This window comes from Legionella bozemanae, assembly GCF_001648595.1.
Lineage (GTDB): Bacteria > Pseudomonadota > Gammaproteobacteria > Legionellales > Legionellaceae > Legionella > Legionella bozemanae.
Window position 1 is genome coordinate 51,978 of record NZ_LBAW01000022.1, and the last position, 16,529, is coordinate 68,506.

The following is a 16,529-nucleotide window of genomic DNA, read 5'->3' on the forward strand; positions in this document are numbered from 1 at the left end:
ATCTCAAGTGGTGAATGGGGGGAAATTTTTTGCATATATTTTATTCTATTTAGTGCATAATAGCGACTATGAATAAAATATTTAAAAAATTAAGCATAATCCTTATTACGCTCCTTGTCAGCGCTTATTTTATATTATTTTTTTTACCCAAACCTATATTATTAGAGGGCACAAGCTTTTCTAAAGCGGTTTACGATGAGCATCACAAACTATTAAGATTAACGTTAAGCAAGGACGAGAAATATCGACTATTTACTCCTCTATCGCAGATATCTAATCAGCTTATCGAAGCAACTTTATTACAAGAAGATCAATATTTTTATTGGCATTATGGCATCAATCCTTGGGCAACACTAAAAGCCGTATGGCAAACTTATGGTGCACAATCACGTAGAATAGGTGCCTCAACAATCACCATGCAAGTTGCCCGGATGCGCTATGGTATGAATTCAAAAACAATATCAGGCAAATTATTGCAAATTATTCGAGCCATACAAATTGAAATGCACTACAGCAAAAAAGAGATTTTGGAGGCCTATTTAAATTTGGCCCCTTATGGCGGTAACGTTGAAGGAGTAGGGGCTGCAAGTTTGGTTTATTTTGGCACACCTGTAAATAAAATTACTCTGCCCCAATCCCTGACGTTAAGCATTATTCCGCAAAATCCAGGTAAAAGAACGCCTAATAATAAGGAATTAAAAAAAATTAGGGAGCACTTATTAGGACGGTGGTTAGATAAACATCCAGAAGACTTTAATAAAAAGGGTATGTTTGCTTTACCTTTAGTCATGCAAAATACGCATATGCTCCCTTTTAAGGCACCTCATTTTACAAATGAAATTTTGTATGATTCAAAAACGAAACAGCAAAGCATTGATACGACGCTGGATTATCGTACCCAAATGATCATCGAACGGATTACGCATCATTATCTCGCCAGAAAAAAAGGCATAGGAGTGAATAATGCAGCTGTTTTACTCATAGATACTCGAGATATGGGTATTAAAGGAATGTTGGGGTCGGCCGATTTTTTCAATCAAAATATTAGTGGACAAATTAATGGGACAGAAACGAAACGCTCGCCCGGATCGACGTTGAAACCATTTATCTATGGATTGGCGTTAGATCAAGGGTTAATTCACCCTGATACTGTTTTAAAAGATGTTCCGCATAGTTTTAATGGCTATAATCCGGAGAATTTTGATTATGATTTTATGGGTCCCATTAAAGCCAGGGATGCACTAGTTTTGAGCCGAAATATTCCCGCAATTTATCTTGCCAGCCAGTTAACTAATCCCACATTACATCAATTATTGGAAAAAGCGCAAATCAGCCAATTACGATCTGAGTCATATTATGGATTATCATTGAGTTTGGGTGGTGTGGAATTAACTATGAAGGAACTTGTTAGTCTATACGCTATGTTAGCTAATGATGGAATTTGGTATCCAATTCGAATATTTAAAAATGAAATAAAAGCAAAAGGCATTCGTTTGCTTAGTCCTGAAGCAAGCTATCTTGTATTAGATATGTTAAAAAGTACTCCTCGCATGGATGATGTTTCTAGAGAGGGGGCTCGTTTGCCAGTCGCCTGGAAAACTGGAACTTCTTCGGGTTATCGTGATGCGTGGACTGTGGGGGTTTTTGGTCCTTATGTGTTATCAGTATGGATAGGAAATTTTGATAATAAAGCGAATCCCGCATTTATTGGCAAAGACATTGCTGCTCCTTTATTCTTTGAATTGGTTGATGCATTAAAACATGAACGAGGCCCTATTCATGCTTTAGAAAAACACCCTGAGCAAATGAATCTGAAAAAAGTAGAAATATGTAAAGCTTCTGGAATGTTGCCTACACGCTATTGCAAGGATACGGAGTGGAGCTGGTTTATTCCAGGGAAATCCCCAATAACTACTGATACAATTTATCGGGAGGTTGCTATTAATAGTAAAACAGGGTTACAAACCTGTCATATTAATGAATATACACGTTTTGAAGTTTTCGAGTTTTGGCCCTCTGATTTATTGAGCATTTTTAAGAAGGCCGGCATACAAAGACATACTCCACCATTTTATGAGCCTGATTGTACCTTATCTGGCAATCCTGGTATTAATCCACATATTACTTCACCGCAAAATGGCATCAGCTATATTATTCGTGTTCATTCGCAACAAAATAATACCATTCCTCTTACTGCTGTAACTGATGCTGGTGTTGCGCATGTATACTGGTTTATTAATGAAACATTTATTGCAAAAACTAAAGCTGGAGAGTCTTATTTATGGAAAGCAAAGCCAGGAAAATTTGTAGTTAGAATTGTAGATGATCATGGTCAATCCGATGCACGGGATATTAATGTCCAATTGGATAGTTGATTAAGATAAAATTGTGACTGATAGATAAATAAAAGATCTATATTATTAATATCTACGTCCTGCGGCTTGTCCGCAGGCTCCAGTGATTTCGTGTGATTCCTGGATTCCGCAGTCGAGCTGCGGAACGTAGGTGAGAGCTGGAGCAATTTATCTTACTTTAGTTGATGATTACAAAAATTGGGATGATTATTGCACCTCAAGAGCGAGGATTATGGTGTATGTTGACGTTAGGAAGCATGCTTTTATGCATCACCAGTTTTTTAGTTGTTGGCATTTTTACAGAAAATCAGTCTCAAAAAAGTTTTCATTATAGCCCTGGTCTTATGAAGCGTGCTGAAGCATTTTCTTTTTTTATTGCTATGATGATATGGCCCGCCATTATTCGTCTTGTGCAATTTTATAATCAGCAATATGATAGGTTAGCCTATATAGCTAACCTTTTTATCCATGCGCTACCACGTTTCTCCAAAAGGGCGAATTTCTACTTCAAATGACCAAGCAGATGGGGCTTGTTGTGTTAACCAATATACTGTATCCGCAACATCGTCTGGTTTAACAAAAAAACTATCCGGTTTATTTGGCATATATTCTCTGGTCTTAGGCAAATCAACAATACCATCAATAATAACCAGAGCAACATGAATTCCCAAAGGCCCTAAGTATTTGGCCATTGATTCGCCAAGGATCCGTTGTGCTGCTTTAGCTGGTGCAAATGCTGCAGTTTTAATGGCCCCACGTTTTGACGCAGTTGCACCAATGATAACCAATTTTCCCTGGCCATTTTGTTTCATGCTGGGGATGACACATTGACTCACAAGCATTAACCCTAATGCATTAACGCGCCAACTCGCTTCAAAATCTTTGGGCTCAATTTCTTCTATATTGCCCCATAAACCTGAGCCTGCATTGTAGACGATGACATCGATTGCTCCTAAATCCTTTTGAATCTGAGTAAAAGTTTTTTGTACGGACTCGCTATCACATACATCACATTCGTAAGCGTACGCATTTCCCAGTTTATCTGCGAGCTTATGAGTAAAATTTTTGGAGCGTGCTAATAAAGCCAAATGATAACCTTCTTTGGAAAAACGAGACGCAAAAGCAGCGCCGTTTCCCGGTCCAACTCCGACAACAACGCATACTTTTCTTGTCACATTTATCTCCCTAAAAATTCCTGGTAGTTTTGTTTATAGTAAATAGTATTTACATGTGTAAATATTTTGTACATAATTAATTCTTTTTTTTCAAATCTAAAATGAAACGATTTTTTAAATCTACTAAACAGCGTATTTCTTTTGATGAGTATATACAAAATACTTTGATAACAGCAAAACGAATTATCGAGATTTCGCCAGGGAAACAACGTTACACTAGTGCCCAATTTGAAATGGCATTGATTGGTTTTGCTGATCTTAAAACTTTAAAACAAGAAATGGATGAGGATATTGAGGTAGTATTTCCTAAATCATTAGAGCGTGATTGGCTGGTTGGCTTTGACTGGCTGGATCTTGCTGTACATTATGGTGATGAGGATGCGATTGAATATTTTAAGAATAATATGAAAAATGAGGTTTTTTCGACTGTTTATAAAAAATATAAAGAAGATTGCCGCCCAGATTGTGCTTTACAATATCATGAAAATATAAGTAAAACTCATTCTCTGGTGTAATGATCAGGGTTTATTAAGAAAGAAAAAACCTCTGGTGATAACTGGAAAATCAAACTCATAGATATTTAATTTCTGAAGATTAAGATCTGTAACTCGAGGATTTTATTAAAATTATCCTCGAGTTACACTGTTTTTCGTCTTGGTTACAATTATTATTTAATAGGTAGTGCTGGTGTTATCGGTACCATTATTAGTACTGGTACCACTATCAGTACCAGTGCCGGTATTGGTATTGGTGCCGTTATTCATGTTATTGTCGGTTCCAGTATTTGTTCCAGTACCCGTTCCGGTATTTGTTCCAGTACCCGTTCCGGTATTTGTCCCAGTACCCGTTCCGGTATTTGTCCCAGTACCCGTTCCGGTATTTGTCCCAGTACCCGTTCCGGTATTTGTCCCAGTACCCGTTCCGGTATTTGTCCCAGTACCCGTTCCGGTATTTGTCCCAGTACCCGTTCCGGTATTTGTCCCAGTACTTGCCCCTGTACCATCGCCTGAAGATAAGACAATAGTACTTATAGGGCTCAAGGCATAGACTGAAGAAAAAGCCGCCGTTAATAATAAAATTGATATTATTTTTTTCATGATTTTCTCCTGAAAAATTAAAAAATCATTTACAACAAGCCAATAAGCAACATCAAGACAACAGGAAAACTAAGAAATGACTTGATAATTTAATTTATCTCCATATTTAAGGGCTATTACATAGAGATAGTCAAAAAAACAACATATGCAAGCTTGAGTAGCTGTTTAAGTAATTATCTATTTGAATTTTCTAGATATTTTTTTTTAAATATTCACCATTACAATTTCTGATATTTCCCAGTATTAAAAACTAAGTAGGCTTCGCCATTCTCAGATAGAACCTTAGCGAAAGGAAAGATATTTTGAATAACTGAACTATTGAGGTTACTACCTAACCATTCGATTGAGTAAACTTCCGCTGAATCAAAGCCAGAGTGTGTATTCTTTAAGTTCAGAGTGAATGCCCGAGTAAATGAGGCTGGAAGTTTATGAATTAATTGAATTGCCTCAGGGATAGTGAGTTTATTGCAATTAAAAATGAGCTTAATATGTGCAATGGTATTTGTATTGGTTGGAATAAAAACAACGACACTTTCTTGATCAAGTTGTTTTGCTAAAATTGAAGCGATGAGAAAGGTTTTTGAGAGAGATAGTTTCTGTAATGGCGAAACAAAAAAAATTTCTGCATTTTCCGCCGTAAACTGTTGTGTCTCTTGCAGAGTATATGTTCCGAGCATACTTTTAAATTCGCCCAACTCCATATGCTGCTGTTGTAGTATGCGAATAGCATTTTTTTTCAGTTCATATTGCTCTTTACCAGTTAAGCGTTGATAAGCCTTTTCAATATCAAGAATTTGGTTGTTGTTTGAGTAGTAAAATTGAATACTATTTGATTTGGTATAACCTAATGTGCAATAGAGAAAAAAATATGATAAAACAAAAAAATACCATAACTTTCTTATCCACATAGAAATATTCCCTGGCTTTGCAGTAATAAGAAATATTAGACCATTTTGGTTACCCAAATTGAAAAATTGATAACCATAGTGAGTGTATACAGTGTAAAAAATCTTAGCTTATCACTGGTAAAGTACTCTCACTTGCAAGATCAAGTACTGGATCAATGAATATTTCTATGGAATCACTGAATTCTTCTTTAAATTCTTCAGATTCTATGTAAGCGGCGAGTTCCTCTTTAAATGCAATTAAAGCAATTTCCAGCTCTTTAGGATCCCATTTAATTGCATATTGATTTGTTGGTACGGTCTTAGATTTTGCAATTAGATCAAACATTAATCCTGGTATGGGGCCTCGTAAAGGAACACCAGGGATAAATTCATGTTCTGGATCGCCTCTACCCCAAAGATGCAGATGAAGCATACCTGGTTCTTCTTCATTTCCTATAATAATTTCCCGGGTTCTCTCGTCAAAATACTGGGAATTATTGCCAAGTTGAGCAAATTGTGGAATAAGGCCCATATTTTTATAAACTTGCTCCATCATTGCAGTAACTGCATTTAATCCTCTTTCTTCGGCAACTGTATATGGACGATTCAACGCAGAAGAAATGTCTGAATTACTATTATTCAGGTATCTTATTATAGTTCTATATCCTCTGCAGTCGGTAGGATTCAAGATGACGGAGTAATTGTACTTTCCTTTTACTTTTACGTGAGCAATAGATGTTCCTGCTCTCGTATAATCAATTGCCCAGTGATCTTTGGGATAGTCATATTTAAAAAATTTAATTGAATTTAAATAACTGGTAGAGGTTTTTTTGCCCATGATGCTTATTTTTTCATGCATACTATATTCCTTTAGATTAAAAAAATTAATGTTGGTAGTAGGTATTTGTGAAGAAAAAACAGATAAGAAAATTTGCAGAAATGGTATTAATAAAATAATTTTGCTTATTAGTTGAGATATTAACACCATTTTTTTATCCTACTTTAATATTACTTACAGAAGATGAGGCTTCTGTGGCGGTTGTCGATCTTTGATGGTTGACGCTTTCTTCCCTGGAAGGTTCCATTTGTAGAAAGAATCGAGCTAACTCAAGTTTTACATGATGTTTACTTGCTAAAACTTGGGCATAAATTGACGTATCATTCATAGCATATTCAAGAAAGGCGCCAACATCCGGATCAATGCTGAAGTATTTCATCAAATCGAGAGTCACATTATTTTTTTTAAAAATTTCTTGAACTTTTTGATCATGTAAAATATCCATAACTTCAAGCATCCCATGATAACCGCGTTTTGCATATACAGCCACCAATTGTATCAAAAAAAGATTAATATCTTGACTTAAATTGGGATCTTTTTGATTTTCTTGCATATAACGATTAAGCATAAACACTATATTGCAAGTATGTCCGGAAATTGAGCCCACATATGCGGACCGAAAACGCTTGTTAGACCAAAACCATTGTGTAGAGCTTGTTTCTTTTTTAGGTGAAACTTCACTGGAATCTACAAGCATGTTACGCATGGGATCACGTTGTGCATCAAAGAAGGTAGGAGAAATTGAACGCATTACACCTCCTGCGGAGTTCCAGACGTCCTCTCCAACTTTATCTGCTGAAGTTTCAAATTTTCTTTCTAAAATACCCGTTTTTTTATCTTTTGGTATCCGATCTCTTGTATTATAAGCCGGACAAGATTTCATGAAATGTTCTAATTGTTCTGTATTGTATTTTTCTTTATCCTTATATCCGTTAGCAAAAATACAAATTTTTCTTTCCATTTCTAGAGGAGAACTTACAAGACCTTCTGGCCCAAGGAAGAAATTTAATATTTTATTTGCTGCATTAAGCGTTTGTAACCTTAACTTACTGTCATCGAATAGACCTTCTAAAGGTTTACCTATGAGAGTTAAAGTCTCTTCTGAATGAGTTAATCCATTTATATATTGTGCAAGACGCGTTTCAAAAAAACGTCGTGTATCATTATTTTTATGATCCAGTTCTTTAACTGATTGACATATAGAGCGAACATATTGCTCATAGCCGACAGGGAAACCATCTGGTAAAGTAAGTTCTTGAAAATGTTTTTCAATCGACTTCAAACATTCTTCATAGTCAATAAATAAATAGTCAGCAGCTAATTTTTGGAGGAATTCTTTTGATGCGAGTTTATTTGATTTTAAATAGCCAATGGTTATAACAATAAAAATGGATTGATCGACGTTTTTTGTAATAATGTTTAAATATTGTTGATGCGTTATTTTGGCAGGTATGTAACTTTGATCACCAATAAAAGGCCTAAAACCAGGTAGCAAAGAATCAAATGATAAATCAGTAAGCTGTGAAAGTACTGGCATTTTCACTTGGGGTTCAGTTTGACCTAGTAATTTTGGTAACAACTCCTTTTTTGTACGCATGCTTAAACAAATACCTGATCTGTCTTTTGATGATTCTGGTATGGATTGAAACACATTTAATAGGAGAGAAATTAAAGGTTTTGCTTCTTCTTTGGCAAGCTCTACTTGAACATAACCTAAGATTGAAGAGTTCAAAATAGCGAGAGGATCTCGTTTGTGTAAATCTAAAAGCTTTGTATAGTGATCAAAGTTTGATAATTCATATAGATCTAGCTCTATCATAAGCTCTTTAAAAAGAGCTATGTTTTTGGTCAAAATCGCCTTCAAAAACATTGCCCTTAAATGCTGTTTTTGATCTTTATTATTGCCATTAATTTTATCGGTTATAAGAGAAAAAAGCACTTTAATTGGCTCTCTCTTTGACAAAGGCTGCAATGTATTTCCTGCTGATGCCATTTGAATCATAGGAGTTGACGAGCTACTTAAGTTTGGTTTTTTAAAAAAAATATCGTGCTCGTCATTTATTCCTTTTTCTATTTTGATATGTGGTTTTGCAACGAGCTCTCTTGTCTCAATAGAAGATTTTTCAACAAGTGTTCTCGCTTCAATAGAAGATTTTTCAACAAGTGTTCTCGCTTCAATAGAGGATTTTTCAACAAGCGCTCTTGCCTCAATAGAGGATTTTTCAACAAGCGCTCTTGCCTCAATAGAGGATTTTTCAACAAGCGCTCTTGCCTCAACAGAAGATTTTTCAACAAGTGTTCTTGCCTCAACAGAAGATTTTTCAACAAGTGTTCTTGCCTCAATAGAGGATTTTTCAACAAGTGTTCTTGCCTCAACAGAAGATTTTTCAATAAACACCGTTGTTTTTTCAGCTGTTTGCTGTATCACTGGAGGAGTGCTATAAGGTACTTTCACTAATTCAGTAACATCTGATGTAGTTTCCTGAGGGGTTTTATTTAATAATGAAAGAATATCTTGATAGCTTCGCATGTACGCACATCACCCATGACAATTTTTTCGCGTACTATACATCGAAAAGATTAAGAGAAAATTAAGCACTCAGGATGTAAAACATCTTGATTGATAATAAAGTGTTCATTTGCTATTCTTTTATAATAAATTCAAGCTGAAAAAAGATATAAGTAGTTTATTGACAGAGCAACCAAGTCTTTGTACTCTTTTTGCTTTATTTGAGATTATTTATTACTTGGTTGGGGTGAAAATGGGTGATGTCGCTGAGGTTCGGTATGTAAAAAGCAATAATGTTGAGCCCGAGTTTCTTCATCTTGTTGACTCAGTTTATAATAACGCCTACCAACAAGTAGATGAGACCCTTACACGATGTCCGCATTTTATTAATAGAGTCATTACTCCAATAAATCAATCTCTTTTATCCTCAATACTTTCTAAAAAAACAATTGATTACACGATGTTAAATATTCTTGTCAAATATAATGTTTCATTTACCTATCCTATTAATATTATGGGAGATACGCCTCTTGAACATGCGTGTAAAATGAGAGAATTATCTTTGTTCGATTATTTGGTAAGCCACGGTATATCAATTTCGGAATCAGCAGCTCACAAGTTGTTATATAAAGCTAAAGATATCAAAACGATTAACTGTAAAGAAATTTTACAGCTTTACTCTATGGTTATGAAAATGGGAGGAATGCCGATAGTTGCTGAAATGAAAGATAGTGAGGGGCATACTTTTAAAGCTAAGGCGCAGCAGGTCTATCTAACAAATAAATCGCAGGGCATTTTGCGATACGACTTGTGGCGTTTACTGTGTCTGGCTGAAGAATCTTGTGCTGCGCGAATTGAAATGAATGAGGGAAGTAAAACTTTAGAGAATGAACTTTCACGCATTGTCGAGCGTTTCCATGAAAAAGAAAAATCAGATATTTCTTTAGGAGACTCAATAGTGTCTCTATTTAACGCGGGGGGAAGACATGTAGAGTCTTCTGGTTACTCGGTTCTTGAGACTCAAAAAAATAAGCCCCCTATTTAAAAATAAATTATATCTTCCTGATCTCCAATTGGAAGAGAATGGAGATAATTTGAATGAAAAATTAATCGTATTGTATTTTGAGCATCATAGATTCTAAGGTTAAGCCAGGTCCAAAAGCACAGCTAAAAATATGTTTTGCCTTATCCAGATTATTTAACTTATCCCAAATATTTTTTAAAACAAATAAAATCGTTGCTGAGGACATATTCCCATAATTTCTTAATACATTGTAAGAATGTTGATTGTCCTGAGCGGTAATCTTTAATGCTTTTTCACACGCTTGCAGAATTTTAATACCCCCTGGGTGAATTGCGTAAAAATCTATATCATTAAAAGAATAATTAGATTGCTTTAACAGTTTTTCTGTAAATATTAAAATGCCAGATTCAATTGCTTCAGACACGTATGCGCTTAGTATGATGTCAAATCCATAGTCCGTAATAGTCCATGCCATCTCCTGGCTAGTTTGTGGAACCAGATCACAATAAAAGGACTCTATATTAAAACATTTGGGTAAATTCGTTTTCCCCTGAATCAATGCTGCTGCAGCTCCATCAGCAAAAATAGCATTCGAAATTATATTCTCTATATTGAAGGTATCTTGAAAATGTATTGTACAAAGCTCAACGCATACTAAAAGTACATTGGAGTTAGGCTCTGTTTGGCAGAATGCATCGGCTACTTTTAAGCCATTAAATGCTCCATAACAGCCCATAAAATTAATCGCCGTACGTTTTACAGATGGGGACAAATTAAGTTTTTGGACAATTTCAATATCAATTCCAGGAGCATACATGCCTGTACAACTGACCGTAATTAAATGAGTAATATTTTTCCTGTCAAACTCAATGCTATTTAAGCAATTTTCGATGGAAGTTATGGCTAAGTTAAGGGCATTATCTTTATATAAATTCATTCTTTGGGACGTAGATGGAAAACTTTCTTTTGGAGTATTAGGGAAAAATTCAAATTCTCCTGGTTGTTTACAATAGTCTGTTAATACACTATATCGGGTTTCAATTCCTGAAGATTTATAAATTTTTTTCAATACTTTTTTTTGTAGTGCATCAAGATGAAATCCTATGGAAATAAGATCCGCAATCTCATCTTGTGTTCGCATAAATGGAGGTGTTGCTATACCAATTGCAGTAATTTTTGATTGCATTTTTTCCCTTTTTTAAATATCTCCTTCAATATAAACAAATTTATTACCGCTTACGAGTTTATTTAGAGCTGTAAATCATTTATTGCAATGTTTAAGTATACAATGCAAAATAAAAATTTCTCATTATTAAAAATGAAATGGCCCAATTTAAAGTACGATCAAAAGAAAAGGAAATCATTGATCTAGGTCAGGATTTTTATACACCACAAGAATACTCTCACTCTTTAAAAAAATTATTTAAAATTAATAGATTGATGGGTATTTTTAAACGTACGGTCAATGTGCTTCAACAATTCCCCTCTGACTCAGTATTGACGGATGTAGGATGCGGTGGCGGCTTATTCTTACTAAATCTTAGTAAATATTACCCTAAAATGCGCATGCTGGGGTTAGATATTTCTACAGAAGCGATTAAACTTGCAGAAAAAGAAGTACTGGAATGGCAGCTAAAAAATGGAAATACCTTAGTCGAGTTTCAGTTGCAACTGCAGCCAGAGCTCGAAATCAAAGAAAATATAGATATCATTTTACTCAATTTGGTCTGCCATCATCTGGATGATGAAGAATTGGTTTCTCTCTTAATCAAAGCCCATGAAACAACGCATAAGGCAATGATAATCAATGATCTGCATCGCAATTTTATTGCTTATTGGCTTTATAAAATGATCAGTCCTTTATTTCGCAACCGACTTATAACCCATGATGGTTTACTATCAATTCAAAAGAGTTTTACCAGAAAAGAATTGGAATTTTTATTGCAACAAGCACGTATTAAAAATTATCAAATCAAATGGCGCTTCCCATTTTGGTGGAGTATTCTTATTTTAAAATAGTATGGATTAAACCCTATGACTCTGGATGCGCTTGTCATTGGAGGAGGGCCTTCTGGCGTAACTACTGCATTATTACTTGCTGACGCAGGTTGGTCAGTTGGGCTGGTCGAAAAGAAAAAATTTCCTCGTAGAAAGGTCTGTGGTGAATTTATATCTGTTACAAGTTTATCCCTTTTGCAAAAACTTGGGATGGAAGAGTTCTATTTGATAAATGGGGGACCGGAGATACAAAAAGTCGGCTTATACGCCGCAGATGTTATATTATCTGCAAATATGCCTCCATCTAAAACATCAAAAAATTTATGGGGAAGGGCACTAGCAAGAGAGTATCTTGATACAGAATTGATGAATAAAGCCAAATTAAAAGGAGTACAGGTTTGGCAACCTTGTGAAACACTGTCATTACATCGATCTAAAGATGGATTATTTATCTGTTCTGTAAAAGAAAATAATAAAACAACAGAAATCATGACTTCTCTAGTTGTTGTTGCAAATGGCTCATGGGAAAAAAGAATTGGGCAATCTGAAGATAAAATACATCGGCCGTCCGATCTGTTGGCATTTAAAGCACATTTTAAAAATTCCAATTTACCTATAAATCTGATGCCTTTACTGGCTTTTCCTGGCGGCTACGGAGGAATGGTTCATAGTACGAAGCAAAAAGTCACACTTTCATCTTGTATTCGCCGTGATGTGTTGCATGATTTACGCTTGAAAAACCCAGGTATACAAGCAGGGGAAACAGTTTATGAATACTTATTAGAGCAATGCCGTGGGGTTAGGGAAGTACTTTGTTGTGCCGATCGTGAGGGGAACTGGTTGGCAGCAGGACCAATTAAACCTGGCATTCGTAACTGTTATCAGGATGGTATTTTTTTCGTTGGTAATAGTGCAGGTGAAGCTCATCCTATTGTAGCTGAAGGAATTAGTATGGCCATGCAATCAGCATGGTTACTTGCACACTGTTTAATTCAATTTAAATTGAACTACCTTAAGGAAAAGAATCATTTTGATGATGCAGGTGCATATTACACGAAGCAGTGGCGTAAATCTTTTAGCGGCCGTATCCATGCTGCATCATTTTTTGCACAATTAGCCATGATGAAACCTTGGACTAGACTTTTGTTGTTACCTATAATCAAACAATTTCCTAATATTTTAACCTTAGGTGCGCGGTTCAGTGGTAAAATACAGCACGTCGTGCCAACAAATGAAAATTAAAGTGGGGCGCACAATTTTTTAATTTTAGATTGGGAATTAAATATTAGAATGAGTTGTATCGATATAAATATTGAAACATTAATATTGGTTACCATTTGGGAGCAGCCTTGTGTTTTTCAAGGTTGTTTCAAAATTTCCGCGCTTCACTCTCAGCGTGAACAGTATTTTCTTTTTCGCAACGAAGTAAGTAATTCGCAACAAACGGACTTTATTAAGCATGAATTTTGTCCTGATAATTATCGATTTACTCATTTTTACAATCAAGAACAGAAGATCGAGCTGGATGAGGAAAACGAGTCCCAGGTATTTGCTTTATACATATTAAACTATGCACTTTATGTCACTGTAAAAGAAATGCTGAGCAAAAATCACCAAAGGCAGCACTTTCTTTCGGTAGATGATGCATTTTTGGACTCTCTCATTGGCAAGATAAAACCCATTTTAAATAAAGAGCCGCAGTGGAATGACTCAATGAAGGAAATAGGTTTTGCTGTGGCTATGGACTTTTGTCCAAAAGAAGAAATGGGCAAAACTGCAGTACATACACTTTTATCTGGATTTATGAGTCATGGATTGTGTGATAGGGAAGGGCACTGATCATACTTCGAGAATCGCGCCCCATAGTTTTAAAACTATAGAGCGATCAATAACGAAAACTACAATCTGTTATACTTTTTTACATTTTAAATCCTTCATGTATCACTTCTTCAGCATCGCTTATTTCGGATGATAAGCCATTTGGAGTAATCCCCCAGGGTTTTGCCTTTGACTGTCTGATAGGCAGTCCACCTTCATTTAAAACTTCACTAACAAGAGTGGTGCAATTATAAACCTCAGTATTCGATTTTTTCCCTTGAGATGCTCTGCGGTGCATTTCGATATCTACAGGATCATGAGAAATAAAAGCGGAACTGTCTTTAAAAAATCCTAAGACATTCACGTTAGGAAATAATTGATAACCCACTTCTCCATTTTCTACTTTTTTCTGAGTTTTCTGAATGTGTTTACTCATTTCAGTAGTATTTAAATCTTTAAAATGATAAACCTCGTCAGGGGGTAAAGGTTTTTCTTGCTCGCTTATTATCTTTGACGGATTATCCATATCTATAAAACTTGTATTTTTAGAAGCACCCAAGGTTTCCATATCTTCTGATAAATTAGTGGCTAAATATGCTGGTAAAGGTAAAATGGAGGTTATACCTGTTGATGGGATCCCCTCAGGATGAATACTTGCATACTCGCCAGGATCTTCATCTTTCATCTTTGGCTGAGATCCACCTACTTGTATGGCAGCGTGTCCTACTTTGTCTGCAGTCATATTCCAAATAAATACCCAGGTATCTTTGGAATGTTCAGAAACCTTGGGTTCATGAGCAGAAGATTCAACACTATTAGGAATACTTTCTTTATCCTTCTTAAATGATGATTCGGAAGAACTATTCGTACGGTCTTGTTTTTGGGATTTTAGAAATGCAAACATAACAATCCTTATAAATTCAGAGAGATTACCTATACAACAGAGGGATTATAGTCAGGTATTAAAATTTTAATCAAGTGGATATATATTGTACACCATATATTTAAAATATGGTGTACACGTTTAACCTTATATCTTATGTTCTTTCATAAAATTGTCTTTATCTACTTTAGTAAAGCCATGTTTTTCTAGTTCTGGAGTAAAGAAAGTGGGTACTATAGGATTATTAAAATTAAAACCTGCCCTTTTTAAAACATGGGTTACCGAACTGGCACAGTTGTCTACACGCATTTTTGGAACTTCTGGATGGTCATTATCAAACACATGGATACCACACATATCTTCTGGAGGATATGCTCCAGTCTCTTTCTTATGTTTCTCTATGACTAATTGTGCTCCAGCAGCTCCTTGCGTAAGCTTTTTAACACCGTTCGCTATTGGGTTGGCTTTTCCAAAAACGGAGTACATTCGATGTCCTTTTTTCACATCTTCACTAAATTCAGTATGACCTTGTTTTGCTTTCTTAAATTGCTCTTTAGGCACAGATGAAATTAAAACATGATCAGCTTCTTTAACGTCTTGTACATGGTCTGGAGCAAGTTGCCCTAGTACAGGTAATGATCCAAAGGTTATTCCATTGAAGAGACTTCCAAAGGGTCCTGGATAAAAACTCGTAGTATGAATTTGTGTTTGCTCACCTTTTTTCTTAATAAGTAAAGCAGTCACATGCCCTGGACCATTTTCCTGATTGGTTTCTTTTACACAAACACCAATTTGATATTCTGTTTTAGTTTGTTGTTGCGTATCTTTCGAGTACATTTTTACAACCTCATGATTTTTGTCTACGAGGTATCCATACCGAGTTTTAAATTCACTTTGATTTGAGATTATACAGGGCGAATATTAACAAAATATTAACAATTTGATCATTTATTGATCAAATTGTTAGATTTGTTGCATCTTAATATCTTGTGATCATTTAGACAAGCAGAAATGAGACTTGAGAATATAATTACTAAAACAAAAACTAAACTTATGTTTTTTTATTTTAGATAAATATAAATAATGTGTAGCTATATTATTGTGGTTCCAACAATATAACAATGGTTATCGAAACTGCTCTTGAAAAAGTTATTAATGATTATGCTCTAGCAATAAATAATCTGGCCACTTGGACGATTAATTATACTGACGTTGCTTTAAAGCAATTAAAGAAACTAGATAAAACGATTGCCAAAAGAATTCTTACTTACATGGATACCAAAATAGCACCACTTCCAAATCCACGAACGACTGAAAAGGGCTGTCTTTTAACAAAGTAGGTTTATGGCGTTGTCGTATCGGTGATTATAGAGTTATTTGTCAGATTAATGATGAATCAGTCACAATCTTGGTTCTTGAAGTAGGGCATAAGAAAGAAATTTATGAATAAAATTTATCCGTTTGTTATGGGAATAATCTTGTATCTTTTAATTTTCATTGCATTAATATCTTTTGTTTTTACTAACCCCGACTCCTCATATATAGGAATGGTTATAACTTCAATATTTGGCATAATGGGCTCTTGTTGGTTATTTGGAATTGTTTAATTGCTCTTTTAACATTTCTACTTTTTGTTCTTTTTCTTTGATAATTCGTTCCAGAGAGTTAATTTTTTCTTCTAACATCTTATTCATGATGCTTTCGGAAACTTTCTCTGGATTACTGATCTTTTCTCTCTCCAAATATTTCTGTAAAAGATGAGGATATTGCATAAGAAAATCTTGTTTCTCTATATAATTAAAACCGTTATTCTCAACATGAACAAAACGATGAAAAACAAAAGTCTGATTATTTTGATAATCAGACCTTACCTAATTATAGTATGGGCGGATTCAACTCGCTAATGCAACTAGCTTTTTTGGGCAACCCAAACAGTTGCTCCTCCA

General features: G+C 35.1%; 17 protein-coding genes. 8 read left to right on the plus strand and 9 right to left on the minus strand.

Translation table 11 applies throughout. The annotated features are described in order from the left end of the window. Positions 1-68: 68 nt before the first annotated feature. Positions 69-2,375, plus strand: coding sequence for a penicillin-binding protein 1C (gene pbpC, locus A8O27_RS14530; RefSeq protein ID WP_058459922.1), 2,307 nt, complete (start codon positions 69-71; stop codon positions 2,373-2,375). Positions 2,376-2,827: 452 nt separating this feature from the next. Here the strand turns inward: pbpC and A8O27_RS14540 are convergent, their stop codons facing one another. Then, positions 2,828-3,529, minus strand: a complete 702-nt coding sequence (locus tag A8O27_RS14540; protein WP_058459920.1) for an SDR family NAD(P)-dependent oxidoreductase — start codon at positions 3,527-3,529, stop codon at positions 2,828-2,830. 101 nt (positions 3,530-3,630) lie between these two features. Between A8O27_RS14540 and A8O27_RS14545 the strand changes: the two genes are divergently transcribed. After that, on the plus strand, positions 3,631-4,044 hold the full coding sequence (locus tag A8O27_RS14545) for a hypothetical protein (RefSeq protein ID WP_058459919.1): 414 nt from the start codon (positions 3,631-3,633) through the stop codon (positions 4,042-4,044). 156 nt (positions 4,045-4,200) lie between these two features. Here the strand turns inward: A8O27_RS14545 and A8O27_RS19380 are convergent, their stop codons facing one another. From A8O27_RS19380 to ceg14, 4 genes are all read right to left on the minus strand, one after another. Continuing rightward, positions 4,201-4,626 (minus strand): hypothetical protein, encoded by a 426-nt coding sequence (locus A8O27_RS19380; RefSeq protein ID WP_064115113.1) that lies wholly within the window; start codon positions 4,624-4,626, stop codon positions 4,201-4,203. 218 nt (positions 4,627-4,844) lie between these two features. Beyond that, positions 4,845-5,534, minus strand: a complete 690-nt coding sequence (locus A8O27_RS14555) for an SNF7 family protein (RefSeq protein WP_058459917.1) — start codon at positions 5,532-5,534, stop codon at positions 4,845-4,847. Between the two features lie 103 nt (positions 5,535-5,637). Further along, entirely contained in the window at positions 5,638-6,372 is a 735-nt protein-coding gene (locus tag A8O27_RS14560) for a hypothetical protein (protein ID WP_131744480.1), read from the minus strand. 133 nt (positions 6,373-6,505) lie between these two features. Beyond that, positions 6,506-8,749, minus strand: a complete 2,244-nt coding sequence (gene ceg14, locus A8O27_RS14565) for a Dot/Icm T4SS effector Ceg14/sidL (RefSeq protein WP_131744479.1) — start codon at positions 8,747-8,749, stop codon at positions 6,506-6,508. A 364-nt stretch (positions 8,750-9,113) separates the two neighbouring features. On the opposite strand from ceg14, the gene ankJ reads away from it, so the two are divergent. Beyond that, positions 9,114-9,905, plus strand: coding sequence for a Dot/Icm T4SS effector AnkJ/LegA11 (ankJ, locus tag A8O27_RS14570; protein WP_160116282.1), 792 nt, complete (start codon positions 9,114-9,116; stop codon positions 9,903-9,905). 61 nt (positions 9,906-9,966) lie between these two features. Here ankJ and A8O27_RS14575 read toward each other — a convergent pair whose 3' ends face one another. Continuing rightward, entirely contained in the window at positions 9,967-11,070 is a 1,104-nt protein-coding gene (locus tag A8O27_RS14575) for a type III polyketide synthase (RefSeq protein WP_058459913.1), read from the minus strand. A gap of 137 nt (positions 11,071-11,207) precedes the next feature. Here A8O27_RS14575 and A8O27_RS14580 point away from each other — a divergent pair, with 137 nt between their 5' ends. Genes A8O27_RS14580 through A8O27_RS14590 form a run of 3 tightly spaced genes read left to right on the plus strand, consistent with a single transcriptional unit; the run spans position 11,208 to position 13,721 of the window. Next, the gene (locus A8O27_RS14580) at positions 11,208-11,903 is read left to right on the plus strand and encodes a methyltransferase domain-containing protein (protein ID WP_058459912.1); all 696 of its coding nucleotides are present in this window, start codon (positions 11,208-11,210) and stop codon (positions 11,901-11,903) included. A gap of 15 nt (positions 11,904-11,918) precedes the next feature. Further along, a complete protein-coding gene (locus A8O27_RS14585) occupies positions 11,919-13,124 on the plus strand; it encodes an NAD(P)/FAD-dependent oxidoreductase (RefSeq protein WP_058459911.1) in 1,206 nt (401 codons plus the stop codon). A gap of 48 nt (positions 13,125-13,172) precedes the next feature. Continuing rightward, positions 13,173-13,721: a hypothetical protein gene (locus A8O27_RS14590; RefSeq protein ID WP_058459910.1), complete on the plus strand. Its 549-nt coding sequence runs from the start codon at positions 13,173-13,175 to the stop codon at positions 13,719-13,721. Positions 13,722-13,800: 79 nt separating this feature from the next. On the opposite strand, the gene A8O27_RS14595 is transcribed toward A8O27_RS14590, so the two are convergent. Continuing rightward, on the minus strand, positions 13,801-14,604 hold the full coding sequence (locus A8O27_RS14595; RefSeq protein WP_058459909.1) for a hypothetical protein: 804 nt from the start codon (positions 14,602-14,604) through the stop codon (positions 13,801-13,803). Positions 14,605-14,730: 126 nt separating this feature from the next. Beyond that, positions 14,731-15,420 (minus strand): hypothetical protein, encoded by a 690-nt coding sequence (locus A8O27_RS14600; protein WP_058459908.1) that lies wholly within the window; start codon positions 15,418-15,420, stop codon positions 14,731-14,733. A gap of 284 nt (positions 15,421-15,704) precedes the next feature. Here A8O27_RS14600 and A8O27_RS14605 point away from each other — a divergent pair, with 284 nt between their 5' ends. Together A8O27_RS14605 and A8O27_RS19560 are read left to right on the plus strand one after the other, a co-directional pair. Beyond that, positions 15,705-15,923: a type II toxin-antitoxin system RelE family toxin gene (locus A8O27_RS14605; protein WP_235810535.1), complete on the plus strand. Its 219-nt coding sequence runs from the start codon at positions 15,705-15,707 to the stop codon at positions 15,921-15,923. Between the two features lie 44 nt (positions 15,924-15,967). Beyond that, a complete protein-coding gene (locus A8O27_RS19560) occupies positions 15,968-16,033 on the plus strand; it encodes a type II toxin-antitoxin system RelE family toxin (RefSeq protein WP_235810540.1) in 66 nt (21 codons plus the stop codon). A 139-nt stretch (positions 16,034-16,172) separates the two neighbouring features. Here A8O27_RS19560 and A8O27_RS14610 read toward each other — a convergent pair whose 3' ends face one another. Then, complete coding sequence (locus A8O27_RS14610) at positions 16,173-16,355, minus strand: hypothetical protein (RefSeq protein WP_058459907.1); 183 nt, start codon at positions 16,353-16,355, stop codon at positions 16,173-16,175. Positions 16,356-16,529 lie beyond the last annotated feature (174 nt).